The organism is Sphingobium limneticum, assembly GCF_008710165.1.
Classification (GTDB): Bacteria; Pseudomonadota; Alphaproteobacteria; order Sphingomonadales; family Sphingomonadaceae; genus Sphingobium; species Sphingobium limneticum.
Genome location: NZ_VYQA01000001.1, coordinates 44,052 through 59,404, shown reverse-complemented (window position 1 = coordinate 59,404; position 15,353 = coordinate 44,052). Strand labels below are relative to the sequence as shown.

Here is a 15,353-nt window from a genome sequence, read left to right as displayed (position 1 = left end):
AAAGCCGTTCTGGCCGGAGTCGGGCCGATCCGTGCGGGATCGGCCGGCCTGCCGTCAGCGATGCCGATGCTCTCGCGCGCCGCAGCGTGAGATCAACTGGTTAAGGCGCACTTCGTCCTGCGCGCCCGACGCAAATAATTGGCAAAACCAATCCAGACACCGTGCCAGTAGCAGCATGGTTCCTCTCCCTTATTATCAGCGCAGCATAACAGATTCGCAGCGCCGGAAAAGAGGGAGAGAGACGCGATCGACGCTTACTGATCGGCGCCGATCACCCGATAGAGCAGCACGCGATTACTCACCAGCGCCAGGTCCGTGGCAATAGCCGACTGGCGCGCGCCATAAAGTGCGCGCTGGCTGGTAAGCGCCGTCAGGAAGGTATCGATCCCCGACCGATAGCGCTGATCCGCCAGATCATAGGCGCGCTGGCTGGCCATCACCAGCCGGCGCTGCGCCGCCTGCTGCGCGTCGATCGTACCGGCCCGCGCAAGGCCGTCTGCGACCTCCTGAAACGCGGTCTGCACCGCCTTCTCATATTGGGCGACGTACAGGTCACGCTGCGCCTTGCTATAGTCCAGATTGCCGCGATTGGGGCCGCCGAAGATGGGCAGTCTGGCGGACGGGCTGGCCGACCAGGCAAAGCCGCTGCCGGTGAAGAGCGACGACAGCGCCGAACTGGCCACCCCGATCGCCGACGTCAGGCTGATGGTCGGGAACATCGCGGCGCGTGCCGCCCCGATATCGGCATTGGCGGCCTTCAACTGATGTTCGGCCTGCAGCACGTCGGGGCGCTGGAGAAGTATGTCGGAGGTGAGGCCCGCCGGCACCTTCGCGATGCCCGCGATCACACCGTCGAGCGACTGGGGCAGCAGCGCGTCCTCTACCGGTGCGCCGACCAGCAGGTCGAGCGCGTTGCGATCCTGCGCGACCTGCGTGATATTGGCGGCGACATCCGACGCGGCCTGCTCCACTATGGTTTCGGCCTGATGCACGTCCAGCTTGCCCGCCAGCCCGGCGACGTTGAGCGACCTTGTAAGGTCCAGCGTGCGCTGCGCACTGGCCTGCGTCTCGCGCGACAGGGCCAGCAATTCCTGATCCGCCGCCAATGTCGCATAGGCGGTTGCGGTTTCGGCGATCAGGGTGATGCGCGTGGATCGCGCGCCTTCCTCGGTCGCCAGATAGGTTTCCAGCGCCGATTGCGTCAGGTTGCGCACCCGGCCGAACAGGTCGATCTCGAACGCGCTGAAGCCAAGGTCGGCGCTATAGCTGTTCTGGCGATTGTCATTCTGCCGGCTGAAGCTGGCCGCCGCATCGGCAGTGAGCGTCGGCAATTGGGCGGCGCGCTGCACCTTATATTGCGCCCGTGCCGACTGGATGTTGGCGATCGCCACGCGCAGGTCGCGATTATTGGCCAGTGCCCGTTCGATGACCGTATGCAGCCGCGTGTCGCTGACCAGTTGCGTCCAGGGCAGGCCTGCCTTGGCGCCGGCCTGAACTGGGGCATAGGCTACCCCGCTCGGCAGGTTGGCCGGCACCGGCATCGCCGGGCGCACGTAATTTGGCGCCATGTTACAGCCGGCCAGCACCAGCAGCGACGCGGCGGAGAGGAAAGCGCGCATCATGCCGGGACTCCTGCGTCGGGCGCCGGGGCAGGCGGCGTGGACTTGGTCTTGTCGCTGCCGAACAGGCGGGCGATGGTGAGGAAGAAGAGCGGCACGTAGAAGATCGCGAGCACCGTCGCGGTCGTCATGCCGCCGATCACCGCCGTGCCGATCGCGACGCGACTCTGGGCGCCGGCGCCAGTGGCGATCGCCAGCGGGATGACGCCGGCGATGAAGGCCAGCGACGTCATCAGGATCGGGCGGAAGCGCAGTCGCGCCGCCTCCAGCGCGGATGTCCACGCATCCTTGCCCTGTTTGTGGGCCAGTTCGGCAAATTCGACGATCAGGATCGCGTTCTTTGCGGCCAGCCCCATGGTGGTCAGCAGACCGACCTGGAAGAAGATATTATTCTCCAGGCCTCGCGCCCATACGGCCAATACCGCGCCGATCAGACCCAAGGGAATGACCAGCAGGACGGCGAGCGGGATCGACCAGCTTTCATAAAGGGCAGCGAGGCAGAGGAAGACCACCAGCACCGACAGGCCGTAGAGAAGGGGTGCCTGACCACCGGATAGTTGCTCCTGATAGGACAGGCCGCTCCAGGCGTAGCTGGTGCCGGCAGGCAGTTGCTTTTGCAGTTCGACGATCCGGTCCATCGCGTCGCCGGAACTGGCGCCTGCACCTGCTTGTCCCTGTATTTCGAAGGAGGACAGGCCATTGAAACGCGACATCGTGCTTGGCCCCATGGTCCAGTGCGTCGTCGCAAAGGCGGAGAAGGGCACCATTTCGCCGGTGCCGGTCGATCGCACCATCCAATTGTCGATATCGGTGGGCAACGCACGATAGGGCGCATCGGCCTGCATATAGACGCGCTTCACGCGGCCGCGATCGACGAAGTCGTTGACATAAGTGCTGCCCCAGGCGGAGCTGAGGACCGCATCGACATTGGCCTGGGTCAGGCCCAGCACGGCCAGCTTCTCATTGTCGATATCGACCTTGAGCTGCGGCGTATCCTCCAGCGAGGCGGCACGGACGCCTGCCAGCATCGGATCTTTCGATGCCGCTTCGATCAGCTGGTTGCGCAACTCCAGGAAGCGTGCGCGGCTGAGGCTGCCATTATTGAGCAGTTCGAAGGTGAAGCCGTTCGACTGGCCGAGGCCGCGAATGGCCGGCGGGGTCATGCCCAGCACCTTGGCATCGCGGATCGCCGCCAGTTGCTTGGTGGCGCGGCCGGCAATCGCCGTCGCATTGTTCGCCGCCCCCTTGCGATCGTCCCAGGGCGACAGGTTGATGAAGCCTTGCCCCACATTCTCACCCTGACCCTGGAAGCTGAAGCCGGTCATGATGAAGGCGAAGGCGACATTGTCCTTTTCGTCATTCAGGAAATAATTCTGCACCTGGTCGATGACGGCAGCGGTGCGGCTGGACTTGGCACCAGCGGGCAGGGTGACCTGCACCATGACCTGTCCCTGATCCTCGACCGGCAGGAAGCTGGACGGCAGGCGCACGAAGACCAGCACCAGCAGGCCCAATATCAGGATATAGACGCCCCAGAACAGCTTGCGCCGGCCCATCACCTGCTCGGTGCGGCGGACATAGCCGTTCGTCATCCGCTCGAACCAGCGATTGAACTTGCCGGCCCATCCCTTGTCGCGATGCTCCTCGCTCGCGGGTTTGAGGAGGGTGGCGCAGAGCGCGGGCGACAGGATCAGCGCGACGACCACCGAGAGCAGCATGGACGACACGATGGTGATGGAGAATTGGCGGTAGATGACGCCGGTCGACCCACCGAAAAAGGCCATGGGCAGCAGCACGGCGGACAGGACCAGAGCGATGCCGACCAGCGCGCTGCCGATCTCCTCCATCGACTTGATCGTCGCCTCGCGCGGGGAAAGCCCTTCCTCCTCCATGATGCGCTCGACATTTTCGACCACGACGATCGCGTCGTCGACCAGCAGGCCGATGGACAGCACCATGCCGAACAGCGTCAATGTGTTGATCGAATAGCCGAACAAAGCGAGGATGCCGAAGGTGCCGAGAAGCACCACCGGCACGGCGATGGCGGGCACCAAGGTCGCGCGCCAGCTTTGCAGGAAGACGAACATCACCACCACGACCAGCGCGACCGCTTCGAGCAGGGTCTTGATGACCTCCTCGACCGACAGCTTGATGAAGGGGGTGGTGTCGCGCGGATAGACGACCTTGTAGCCATGCGGCAGGCTGGACGAGAGTTCGGCAACCTTGGCCTTGACCAGTTCGGCGGTCTTGAGCGCGTCGGCGCCCGGCGCCAGCTGCAACGCGACGCCCGAGGCCGGATGGCCGTTCAGCCGCGCCGCCGTGCTGTAGCTTTCATTGCCCAGTTCCACCCGCGCCACATCGGACAGATGGACGATCGACCCGTCGGTCTGCGTCTTGACGATGATATTGCGGAATTGCTCCGGCGTCTGGAGGCGTGCCCGCGCCGTCACCGTGGCGTTGATCTGCTGGTTGGCGGGTGCGGGGTCGGCGCCGATCTGGCCGGCGGACACTTCGACATTCTGTGCGCGGATCGCGGTTTGGACGTCGGACGGCATCAGCTTGACGGCGGCCAGCTTATAGGGGTCCAGCCACACCCGCATCGCATATTGCGACCCGAAAATCTGGGTCGCGCCGATGCCGTCGATACGCGCGATCGGATCCTGGAAATTATTGACCAGATAGTCGGCGATGTCCGCCTGCGTCGCGCTATCCGTCTCGTCATAGAGGCCGACCAGCATCAGGAAGTCGGTCTGCTGCTTGGTGACGGACAGGCCCTGCTGCTGCACCGCATTGGGCAGGCGGCTCAATGCCTGCTGCACCCGGTTCTGCACCTGCACCTGCGCGGTGTCTGGATCGGTGCCCTTCTGGAAGGTGACGGTGATGCGCGCCTGCCCCGTCGCGGTGGACGAGGAAGAGAAATACATCAGGCCGTCAATGCCGGTCAGTTGCTGTTCCAGCACCTGCGTGACGCTGGTTTCCACGGTTTCGGCCGACGCGCCGGGATAGGTCGCGCTGATGCCGACGCCGGGTGGGGCAATATCGGGATATTGGGCGATCGGCAGCGACAGCATCGCCCCCAGGCCCGCCAGCATGATGCCGATGGCGATGACCCAGGCGAAGATCGGACGTTCGATGAAATAGCGGCTCAACAAGGGACGGCTCCTACTTCGTCGACTTGACGGCGACGGGCTTGACGACGGCGTCGGGCTGCACTTTGTCGGTGCCCTCCACGATCAGCCGGTCGCCGGCCTTGAGGCCCGCCGTGATCAGCCATTTGTCGCCGATCGCCTGTGCGGCGGTGACGGTGCGGCGTTCGACCTTATTCGCCTTGTTCACGACCAGCGCGGTGGCGTTGCCCTTGGGATCGCGGCTGATACCCTGTTGCGGGGCGAGAATCGCGCCGGGCACCACCGATTGCGGCGCGACCACGCGCACGAACATGCCGGGCATCAGCAGGCCGTCGGGATTCGGAAAGCGGGCACGCAATGTCACCGTGCCGCTGTTCACGTCCACGATCGGTTCGGCAAATTCCATCCGGCCTTCCTGCGGATAGTCGCTGCCATCGTCCAGCTTCAGCCGGATGGTCGCGCTGGCCGGCAAGGTCTTGCCCGCCGCCAGCGATCGGCGCAGCGCCAATATCTGCGAACTGGACTGGGTCACGTCGACATAGATGGGGTCGAGTTGCTGGATCGTGGTCAGCGGATCGGCCTGGCTGGTCGTCACCAACGCGCCGGGCGTGAAGAGCGTGCGGCCGATGCGTCCGCTGATCGGCGCACGCACCAGCGTGAAGTCCAGGTTGACGCTGTTCGTCTGAAGGCTGGCGCGGGCCTGCTGTACCGCGGCCTGCGCCTGCCGCGCGGTGGCGATCACATCGTCGCGATCCTGCGCGCTGACCGCTTCGGTGTCGCCCAGCGTGCGATAGCGCTGCGCCTTCGCCTGAGCCGCCACGGCGGTTGCCTGCGCGCTCGCCAGACTGGCCTGCGCCTCGTCCCGCGATGCGCGATAAAGACGCGCGTCGATCTGATAGAGCGGCTGGCCGGCGGTCACCATCGCGCCTTCGGTAAAGAAGCGCTTCTGGATCAGGCCCGCCACCTGCGGACGCACTTCCGACATCATGGTGGACACGGTGCGGCCGGGCAGTTCGCTCGACACCGTGGTGTTCTGCGCCGTCAGCGTCACGACGCCTACTTCCACCGGCCCCTTTTCCGGCGGCTTTTGCTGTCCGCATGCCGCAAGGCTGAACGCCAGAGCGATGGGAGCGACCCGAAGAATATGCAGGGTGGCGATAGGCATGGCTGAACGTTCATCCTCGTCGACGGGTCTGACTGGCCCCTGCGATGCCCACCGGCGCAACGGTGAAACCGTCCCGGACGCACAAGGGGGAGGGAGGGGATGTGCGCGATCGGGCGGCCCGCTGTACCGGATCCCGACCAAGATGGCAGGGACAGGCATCGCAAGGACTCTCTTGTGTCGGCGGGGGAGGCCGACAGCGTCCTCATCGCGGCTTTGTCCGTCACATGATAGAGCGAGTTATTTTCCAATTGCCACGATAAGTTGCCGATCCGCACTTCTGCGTATCGCTTTGTATCGGCCTGTATCAGCGGCGAAGAGGCGCAGACTTTTAAAGGATCGCGCGTTAGGACGGGGCATGGCCGATGCATCCTCCTTCCGTCCCGCCACCGTACTGGTGGTCGATGACGACGCCGATATTCGCGACCTGATCGTGGGCCAGTTGCGGCAGGAAAATTACCGGCTGCTGGCCGCCGCCAACCTTGCCGAACTGCGCCAGACGCTGCGCGACGAGGATGTCGACCTGATCGTCCTCGACCTCAACCTGCCCGATGGCGACGGCCTTTCGCTATGCCGCGAACTGCGGGCGGACGGGTCGGACGTGCAGATCATCATGGTGACGGCGCGGGGCAGTGCGATCGACCGGGTATTGGGGCTGGAATTGGGCGCGGACGACTATCTGACCAAGCCGTTCGAGCCGCGCGAATTGCTGGTCCGCATCCGCAATCTGCTGCGCCGGGCGCGAACAGGCCCGACCACACGCCCCGCCGCGACCATGCGCTACGCCCATATCGGCCCGTGGCGGGTCGATATGGTACAGCGGCGGCTGATCGCGCCGGACGACCGGCTGGTGATGCTGTCTTCTGCCGAATTTCGCTTGCTCAGCCGCTTCATCGATGAACCCAATATCGTGCTGGACCGGGAGACGCTGCTCCCCGAACGCCGCGCCACCGCCGCGTTCGACCGGTCGATCGACCTTCAGATCAGCCGGCTGCGGCACAAGCTGGCGACGCTGCCGGGTGGCGAAGACCTGATCCTGACGGTGCGTGGCGAAGGCTATGTCCTGGCCTGCACGGTGGACCATTCATGATCCGGACGGCGATCGGGCGCGCCCGCAGCTTCTTCCGATCGATGGCGGGGCAGATTTTCCTGATCCTGACGCTGGGCATGTCGGTCGCGGCGATCGTGGCTCTGCTGGTGGCGGAACAGACCCGGCATCATGATTTCGAGCGCATCCGTCGCCAGCGCGTGCTGGCCAGCGCGCTCGATGTCGCGGAGCGCTTTCGCCGTGATCCACGGCGGATCGAGACGATGATGGCCACGCATAATATCATCGGCGCCTCCCCAGCGCCGGAAGGCATCAGCCTGAACGAACAGGATGCCGACCTCGAAACCCTGCTGCAATCGCGCCTGGGACCGCAATCGCAACCCGAAGCGGGGCAGGTGCCGATCGGCCTTTGCTATCCCGATCGCTACAAGACGAAGGAGTTGCTGGCCGGGCTGGTCGACGCGCCGCGTCCGGACTGTTGGGTCATCCGCTATACCGACGGGATCGGACAAAGGCGGGCGATCGCGCTCAGCTTCCCGCGCATGGCGAAGCCGCCCAGCACCGTCTTCAATCCGCTCTATCTGATCGTCATCATCGCATCGTCGGCGGGGCTGGCCATATTGGTGGGTCGTATCGTGTCGAAACCGCTTCGCCGTCTGGAGCAGGCGGCGGAAGCATTTTCCGTGTCGCTCGATCCGGAGGAAATTCCGGAGAAGGGGCCGGAGGAAGTGCGCGCGGCGCTTTCCACCTTCAACCTGATGCAGCGCCGCGCTCGCGCAGGCTTTGCCGAACGCACGCAATTGCTGGCCGCGATCAGCCATGATCTCCAGACACCGCTTACCCGGCTGCGGTTGCGGCTGGAACTGGTGGAGAATGAGGAGTTGCGCGCGCGCCTGCTGGCCGATCATCAGGCGATGCAGACGCTGGTGCGCGAAGGGCTGGATCTGGCCAGCAGCATAGAGGCTCGAGAGGAATGGTCTTCGCTCGACATCGATTCCCTGCTGACCAGCATAGCCGAGGATGCCGAGGAACTGGGTGCGCCGGTGCGCTTCCTGACCGGATGCGGCGGCACCGTGCGGGTGAAGCCCAATGCGCTGACCCGCTGCATCGCCAATCTGGTCGATAACGCCGTCAGATATGGCGGCAGCGCGGAAATCAGTTGCGCCCGAACCGGTGGACGGCTGTTGATCCATGTGCGCGATCATGGCCCCGGCATTCCCGCCGACCAGCTCGACCAGATGTTCGAACCCTTCACGCGCGGACCCAGCAGCCAGCCGGGTGGCCGCCATGGTACCGGTATTGGCCTCACCATCAGCCGGTCGCTGGCGATGAGTTTCGAGGCGTCCGTGCGGCTGCGCAACGCCGAGGATGGCGGCCTTATCGCCACCATCGACATGAAGGGTTAGACCAGCAGACCCGCGACCAGCAGCAGGCCGGCAATCGGGACACCGGCGCGGGGGATCGCCGGGCGATAGGTCATGCCCAGCAACAGGATCCCGCCGAGCAGCGGCAGCAATCCGATCCAGGCGACCAGCGCCATGCCGCTATCCTGCCACAAACACAGGCTGAGCAGCGACAAGCCGAACAAGGTCCAGCCTGCCAGTTCCAGATGGGCGACGAAGGGCCGTTTCTGCCATGTCGTCAGTAGAAGCGGGCGATGCCGCTGCATCCGCGCCGCCAGCGCGAACAGGGATAGATAGAGCAGGCCGGCGGTCAGCATCATGCTGGCACCACCCTGCGGCGAACCGGGGTGGGCGCACTGCGGCGGCGGATATGTTTCCACACCAGCAGACCGAGCGCCACCGCCGTCGCCATCAGCATAGCGTTGCCTGTCACCAGCATGACATCGCTCGCCCAGATCGGCGCCAGAAAGGCGGCCAGCACGCAGAGCAGCGACAACAGGCCGAGCAGCAACGGCCAGCCCAGCTTCGGCGTGAGGGCAAGGCCCAGCAACAGCGCCGCGCCTGCGCTCCACAAGGCAACCGATACTTCGGCTTCGGCCCGCGCGGTCATGCCCAAAGGCAGCAGGCGATTGGCGACGAGGAAGGCCACCATGCCGATCGGGACGCCCACAAGGCCACCGACGTTCAGCCGTTCCAGCATCCGGTTGCCGATCGACAATGGCGCCCGCTCGCGCCGCTTGACGATCCATAGAACCATCCCGCTCGCAACCGCCAACGTCAGCATCGCGCCGCCCAGGAAATAGAGCCAGCGGGTCAGGAGCGGCGCGAAATGCGCCATGTGCAGGCCGTATATGGTCTGGTAGGTGCGGATGGCCGGGCGTTGCTCCGTCCAGGCCTTCAGCACTGTGCCCGTAGCGCCGTCGAAGCTGATTTCGGCAGGCAGATAGCCGATCGACGCGGTTTCGACCGGATAGACGGTCACCACCGCACCTGTGTCACCCGGATTGAAGATATAGACCCGGCCCACCGGTGCGCCGGCGAAATGGCGCTGCGCTTGCGCCAGCATCGGGCCGATAGGGGCGAGCGGCGCCTTGGTTCCGGTCGGCGCCTTCGTTACCGCGCCGGGGGTCAGGTCGCTGTAGAGCGCCATGAGATTCTCGCCATAGCCCGCCGTCATGCCCCAGGGCATGTTGAGCGACGCCAGCGTCAACAGACCGGTAAAGGTGATCATGATGTGGAAGGGCAGGGACAGGACGCCCAGCGCATTATGGCCGTCCAGCCAGGAGCGTTGCCCCTTGGCCGGGCGGAAGGTGAAGATATCCTTGAAGAAACGCTTATGCGCGATGATGCCGGTAATGATGGCCACCAGCATCAGCATCGCCGCCAGCGACGCGAGCAACCGGCCCCAGGGATAGGGCAGTTCCAGTTCGAAATGCAGGCGATAGAAAAATTCGCCACCCAGCGTGTCGCGCGCGACGGGGGCACCGCTCAGCGGATCGAGCGCGCGGCTGAAATAGGCGCCGCCGCTGTCATAGGTCGCCTCCACCACGTTCGAGCGGCCATCGGGCGCGGCCAGATACCAGCCGGCCGACCCCGTCGTATTCGCCGACAGCCAGTTGGTCGCGGCGTTGATGGCGCGGATCGGATCAGACTGCCCGCTGACTTCCGGGCGCATCCAGCGACTGATTTCCGGCCTGAACACGCTGAGCGTGCCGGCAAGGCACATGATGAAGAGGATATGGCCGAGCAGCAACCCGGTCCAGCCATGCAGCCACGCCATCGCCTGCCGCGCCCCGTCGCGGATCATGGCGCTCGTTCCGCTCATGCCGGCTGTCCTGCGATCCAGCCGACGCCGCCCAGCAGCAGCGCCGCAATCCCCACGCCGGCTAGCGCGCGCCATGGTCCGCGCGCCAGAAAGGCCCAGATGGTAACGGCGGGCGCCACCAGATAGGCGATCAGTGTCGCGATCGTCACCGCCTCCACCCGCGCCATCGGCAGGGTTCGGGCCAATGCCGCCGCCGTCAACGCCGCCACGCCATAGGCGCCGACCGTCCCGGCCAGCGTGCGCAGCGCGACATTGGCGCGATAGCGCCAGCCGCTGCGCACAGGACGGGCGGCTGCCTTGCTCAACCCGCCAGGGTCCAGAATGTGGCCGGAATGGATCGGACAGAAGCGGGCATGCAGACGATTTCCATGGGTGCTTCGGCCGGGTAGCCGAGCAGCCCGATGCAAGTCAATTGCATTAGCGAAGGAGCAGCCACCGTCTTCGCCGCATCCGCTGAGCAGCGTCGCCGTGCCGCGCGGCAAAGCTATTTCGCTCCTCCATGCGTTGGTCCCGCTTTAAACTGCGCCCCAAAGCGAAGAGGAGCGGATGGATGGACATGATCGTGCCCACGGTGGCTGGGCCGGTGCGGGGCGCCGTTCATGACGGCGTTGCCCGCTTCCTGAGTGTCCCCTATGCGGCGCCCCCGGTCGGCGATCGTCGCTTCGCCCTGCCGCAACCGGTGCCGGCGTGGAGCGGTGTGCGGGATGCGCTGGAGCCGGGCGCCACCGCGCCGCAACGCGTGCGCGCGGTACCTGGCGTCGATGTCGAGGCACTGGTGGGCAATGGCTGGAACCCGGGCGACGATTATCTGACGCTCAATATCTGGAAGCCCGCCGGCGATATGACGGGCCTGCCGGTCATGGTCTTCATCCATGGCGGCGGCTTCGTGGTCGGCAGCAAGGATGCGCCGGTGCAGGATGGCAGCGCCTTTGCGCGCGACGGCGTTCTGCTGGTGGCGATCAATTACCGGCTCGGCGTCGAAGGCTTTCTGCCCATTCCCGGCATCCCCACCAACCTTGGCCTGCGCGACCAGATTTTCGCGCTGCAATGGGTGCGTGACAATATCGCGGCCTTTGGCGGCGATCCGGCCAATGTCACCGTCTTCGGCGAATCCGCCGGGGCCATGTCGGTCGCCAATCTCGTCACCTCGCCACTGGCGAAAGGCTTGTTTCGCCGGGCCATCGTGCAAAGCGGCCATGGCGCGATGACGCGCGATATCGGTGTGGCGCAGCGGTTGGTCAAAGCGCTGGCAAAGCGGCTGCGAATCTCGCCGGACGCAGACGGCTTCCGATCGATCGCGCCCGGCGATATGCTGGATGCGATCGAGAAGGTCAGCCAGCCGACGGCGCGGGTCGACCTGCGCGACAAGGATGGGCGCGAGCCGGTGTTCGGCATCAGTCGCTTCATCCCGGTCCATGGCGACGATGTACTGCCGCATAAGGCGCTCGCCGCATTGAAGGTCGGTGTGGGGGCGGAGGTCGACCTGCTGATCGGCACCAATGCAGAGGAGATGAACCTTTATTTCATCCCTACCGGTGTTCGGGAAAAGATCGGCCGGCTGCTCGCCACCTGGTTCGTGCACAAGCATCAGCCGCATGCGCGCAAGCTGCTCAGGGCCTATGGCATGGGGGCGGCTGGCAAGAAGCCCGGCCATGCCTTTACCGATGCGATGCACGATCTCGTCTTTCGCTGGCCCGCTCGCCGCTTTGCCGAGGAGCATCGCGGGCGCACCCATATGTATGAGTTCGCATGGCGATCGCCGCTCTTCGGTGGTCTGGGCGCGGCCCATGCCATGGAACTGCCCTTCGTCTTCGGTACGCTGGCCAGCGTGACCGGGCCGGAGGGGATGTGCGGGGAGGCGCCGCCGCAGGCGCTGGCGGATAGCGTGCATCGCATATGGGTCGATTTCGCCACCGACGGCCGCCTGCCTTGGGCGCCGTTCACCCAAGACGACCGGCTGGTCTATCAACTCGCGGCGGGGGAGGCGGTGCAGGAAGCGCCCATGCCCGCCGCGCCCTACATGCCCTGAAGGACTGACCCCATGTATCTGGAACGATTGAAACTGGATGGACGACGCGCACTCGTGACCGGCGGGGCGAGCGGCATCGGCCTGGCCTGCGTCGAGGCGTTGGGTGAAATGGGCGCGGCGGTGACGATCGCAGACCTGAAGCTGGAGCAGATCGACGCGGCAATCGCGAGCCTGCGGACAAAAGGGCTGGATGCCGAAAGCGTCGTGATGGACGTGATCGACAGCGAGGCGGTAACGGGTATCGCAGACCGGATGGGCGCGATCGACATCCTCGTCAACAATGCCGGCATCGCGCGCAGCGACACGCCAGCGGAGGCGGTCGCGGATGACCATTGGCGAAACGTGCTGGACGTCAATCTGAACGGCACCTTCTGGTGCGCCCGTGCCTTTGGTCGGCACATGCTCAAGCGGGGGCGGGGCAGCATCGTCAATGTGGGGTCGATGAGCGGCTTCATCGTCAACCGGCCGCAACCGCAAAGCTATTATAATGCGTCCAAGGCAGCGGTGCATCAACTGACCAAGAGCCTGGCGGCGGAATGGGCCGACCGGGGCGTGCGGGTCAATGCGGTGGCGCCCACCTATATCCGCACGCCGCTCAACGAGTTCGCAGACAAGGAAGGGCCTATGTATCGGCGCTGGATCGATTCGACGCCGATGGGCCGGCTGGGCGAGGTGGAGGAAGTGGCGTCGGTCGTCGCCTTCCTCGCGTCCGACGCGGCCAGCCTGATGACCGGCAGCATCGTATTGGCGGATGGCGGCTATAGCTGCTGGTAACGTTGCGTACCTAGCTTTCGTCATTGCGAGCGCAGCGAAGCAATCCACATAGCGCTACGTGGATTGCTTCGCTGCGCTCGCAATGACGATGTGCAAGAAATGCCGGGCAACCAATGCGACAGCGAGTTGGACAGATAAAAGCTCGATCCGATCCGCGAAGCGATCGACCCGAACGGCATAATCGACTATCTCCCCAAACCTATCTGAAAGCTGTACCTATCAGATAAGCCCAGATAAGATCCGAAGGACATGATTCCCTCGGGCAGCGGGAGGAGAGAATGATGAAGTTGAAGGCTATGCTATTTGCCGGTGTCGCGATCGCCGCGTCCCTGCCCGCCGCAGCCCAGGCGCAGGGCGCGCCAGCCGCCACGGCAGATGGCAATTCCGATATCATCGTCACCGCGCGCAAGCGACAGGAAACGCTGCTGGACGTGCCGGTCGCGGTGACCGCGATCAGCGGCGACACCCTTGCACGGCAGAATATCAACAGTGTCCGTGAAGCCGCTGCTTTGTCGCCCGGCCTCAATATCTCCAGCGATGGTGCGGGACGCGCCTTCGTGTCGATCCGCGGCGTCGGCGTCACGCTGGTGCAGACGGTGCAGCCGGGCGTGGGCCTGTTTATCGACGGCATCTATCGGCCCAACACCGCCTATCTCAACAACCCGCTGCTCGATGTCGAGCGGATCGAGGTGCTGCGCGGGCCGCAGGGGACGCTTTATGGCAAGAATACGCTGGGCGGCGCGATCAACGTCATCACCCGCCAGCCCGGCAATGATTTCGAGGCGCGCGGCGCGGCCAGCTATGCCGGCCCGGACAATAGCTGGCTGGTGTCCGGCTCCGTGTCCGCCCCGATCGTACAGGACAAGCTGGCCATCCGCATCGGCGGCGCCCATCGCCAGCAGGACGGCTTCATCCGCAACACCACCGTGGGCGGGCACAGCAACAGCCTGAACACGGATTCGGTCAGCGGTACGCTGCGCTTCACGCCGGGCAATGAGGTGGTGGTCGCGGTCAACGGCTATTATGACTGGATCAAGGGCCACAACGTCCCCTATGCTTGGGTCAGCGGCCCGACCGATTATTCCCGCAACAATAATTTCAACACGACCGGCATCACCACCTATAAATATCGCGGCGTCAATGCCCGGATCGAGGCGCCGATCGAGGCGATCGATACCCGCGTCACGCTGCTCGCCGCTTATGATGCGCGCGACACCAATTCACCCGACAGCGACGGCGATTTCGGCCCGGCCAATGTCGTCCGTTCGAGCGGCAAGGATCAATTGCGCACAAAGACGGTGGAACTGCGGTTCGACACCACGCTGAATGAGCAACTCTCGACGTTGTTCGGCCTGTTCTACAGCCGCGAAACGTTCGACGCGGCGGGCGCCAACACCATCGTGCCCTTCGGCCTGGTGCTGCCGTCGTCCGACCATCGGGTCGGGGACACTTATGCGGCCTTCGGCACCGTCTTCTGGAAGCCAACCAGCGATTGGGAAGTCGCGCTCGGCATGCGTTACGATCATGAGAGCCGCCGGGCATTGGGCGCGCCGCGCCTGAAATCAAACGAGGTGGAACCGCGCCTGTCGATCACCCGGCACTGGAACCCCAGCCTGATGACCTACGCCTCGGTCGCGCGCGGCTATCGCGGTGGCGGCTTCAATGCGCCCACGGCCCCGGTCCGTACTTATCAAGGGGATAGCGCCTGGACTTATGAAGTGGGCACAAAATATGCGACGTCCGCCTTCAGCCTGTCGGGTGACATCTTCTTCAGCGATTACAAACATTATATCGGCCTGAACAGCGTCGCGCCGAGCAGCACCGGCGGGCTGGTGACGGTCGATCTCAATGCCGGCCATGTCCATAGCTATGGCGCGGAGCTGGAAGCGCGGGTGCGGCCGACCGACAATTGGACCATCTCCAGCGGCCTGACCTATATGCACGCCCGGCTGGTCGACTCCTCGGAATATACCGACGTCACCAACCGGACCTTGTCGAGCGACCATCTGACCTTCCAGCCCGACTGGCTCTATAATATCAGCAGCGACTATGTCGTGCCGCTGGGCGACAACAAGCTGACCTTCAACGCCAGTCTGAACGGCAAAAGCAAGCGGCTGGCCGCGACGCTGAATCAGACCACGCCGACTTTCCTGAAGGGCTATGCCGTGGTCAACGGTTCCATCACCTTCGCCACGGCGAAGGGCATCGAATTCGCGGTGTTCGGGAACAACCTGTTCAACAAGAAATATTTCGACTCCTATATCGAAAAGACGACGTTGCAGCTGGCCGGCCTGCCGGCATCGGACCTGGGCATTATCGGCGATCTGCGCCGCTATGGCGTCCGCGCCAGCTTCAAGTTCTGATC

Annotated in this window: 11 protein-coding genes; 5 read left to right on the top strand and 6 right to left on the bottom strand. The window is 64.6% G+C overall.

The features are described from left to right. Nucleotides 1-254: 254 nt before the first annotated feature. Genes F4U95_RS00210 through F4U95_RS00200 form a run of 3 tightly spaced genes read right to left on the bottom strand, consistent with a single transcriptional unit; the run spans nucleotide 255 to nucleotide 5,912 of the window. Entirely contained in the window at nucleotides 255-1,622 is a 1,368-nt protein-coding gene (locus F4U95_RS00210) for an efflux transporter outer membrane subunit (RefSeq protein ID WP_120253017.1), read from the bottom strand. Further along, the gene (locus tag F4U95_RS00205; RefSeq protein WP_120253016.1) at nucleotides 1,619-4,771 is read right to left on the bottom strand and encodes an efflux RND transporter permease subunit; all 3,153 of its coding nucleotides are present in this window, start codon (nucleotides 4,769-4,771) and stop codon (nucleotides 1,619-1,621) included. Before F4U95_RS00205 ends, F4U95_RS00210 begins: the two co-directional genes overlap by 4 nt. Before the next feature lie 10 nt (nucleotides 4,772-4,781). After that, nucleotides 4,782-5,912 (bottom strand): efflux RND transporter periplasmic adaptor subunit, encoded by a 1,131-nt coding sequence (locus tag F4U95_RS00200; protein ID WP_172598871.1) that lies wholly within the window; start codon nucleotides 5,910-5,912, stop codon nucleotides 4,782-4,784. A gap of 355 nt (nucleotides 5,913-6,267) precedes the next feature. Between F4U95_RS00200 and F4U95_RS00195 the strand changes: the two genes are divergently transcribed. Both F4U95_RS00195 and F4U95_RS00190 read left to right on the top strand, forming a co-directional pair. Then, on the top strand, nucleotides 6,268-6,999 hold the full coding sequence (locus F4U95_RS00195; protein ID WP_120253015.1) for a response regulator: 732 nt from the start codon (nucleotides 6,268-6,270) through the stop codon (nucleotides 6,997-6,999). Beyond that, complete coding sequence (locus F4U95_RS00190; RefSeq protein ID WP_120253014.1) at nucleotides 6,996-8,363, top strand: ATP-binding protein; 1,368 nt, start codon at nucleotides 6,996-6,998, stop codon at nucleotides 8,361-8,363. The genes F4U95_RS00195 and F4U95_RS00190 overlap by 4 nt, the downstream gene beginning before the upstream one ends. On the opposite strand, the gene F4U95_RS00185 is transcribed toward F4U95_RS00190, so the two are convergent. From F4U95_RS00185 to F4U95_RS00175, 3 genes are read right to left on the bottom strand one after another with little or no spacing between them, the layout of a single operon-like run. Continuing rightward, nucleotides 8,360-8,680: a DUF3325 family protein gene (locus tag F4U95_RS00185; protein ID WP_120253013.1), complete on the bottom strand. Its 321-nt coding sequence runs from the start codon at nucleotides 8,678-8,680 to the stop codon at nucleotides 8,360-8,362. The genes F4U95_RS00190 and F4U95_RS00185 overlap by 4 nt on opposite strands. Beyond that, nucleotides 8,677-10,185 carry a PepSY-associated TM helix domain-containing protein gene (locus F4U95_RS00180; protein WP_120253012.1) on the bottom strand — a complete coding sequence of 503 codons (1,509 nt, stop codon included), beginning with the start codon at nucleotides 10,183-10,185 and terminating at the stop codon, nucleotides 8,677-8,679. The genes F4U95_RS00185 and F4U95_RS00180 overlap by 4 nt, the downstream gene beginning before the upstream one ends. Next, the gene (locus F4U95_RS00175; protein ID WP_120253011.1) at nucleotides 10,182-10,490 is read right to left on the bottom strand and encodes a ketohydroxyglutarate aldolase; all 309 of its coding nucleotides are present in this window, start codon (nucleotides 10,488-10,490) and stop codon (nucleotides 10,182-10,184) included. The genes F4U95_RS00180 and F4U95_RS00175 overlap by 4 nt, the downstream gene beginning before the upstream one ends. Nucleotides 10,491-10,735: 245 nt before the next feature. Between F4U95_RS00175 and F4U95_RS00170 the strand changes: the two genes are divergently transcribed. The 3 genes from F4U95_RS00170 to F4U95_RS00160 all read left to right on the top strand — a co-directional run bounded on the left by F4U95_RS00170 (nucleotide 10,736) and on the right by F4U95_RS00160 (nucleotide 15,351). Continuing rightward, nucleotides 10,736-12,214, top strand: a complete 1,479-nt coding sequence (locus F4U95_RS00170) for a carboxylesterase/lipase family protein (RefSeq protein WP_120253010.1) — start codon at nucleotides 10,736-10,738, stop codon at nucleotides 12,212-12,214. A gap of 12 nt (nucleotides 12,215-12,226) precedes the next feature. Then, nucleotides 12,227-12,988: an SDR family NAD(P)-dependent oxidoreductase gene (locus F4U95_RS00165; RefSeq protein WP_120253009.1), complete on the top strand. Its 762-nt coding sequence runs from the start codon at nucleotides 12,227-12,229 to the stop codon at nucleotides 12,986-12,988. Between the two features lie 278 nt (nucleotides 12,989-13,266). After that, nucleotides 13,267-15,351 (top strand): TonB-dependent receptor, encoded by a 2,085-nt coding sequence (locus F4U95_RS00160; RefSeq protein WP_232016230.1) that lies wholly within the window; start codon nucleotides 13,267-13,269, stop codon nucleotides 15,349-15,351. Nucleotides 15,352-15,353 lie beyond the last annotated feature (2 nt).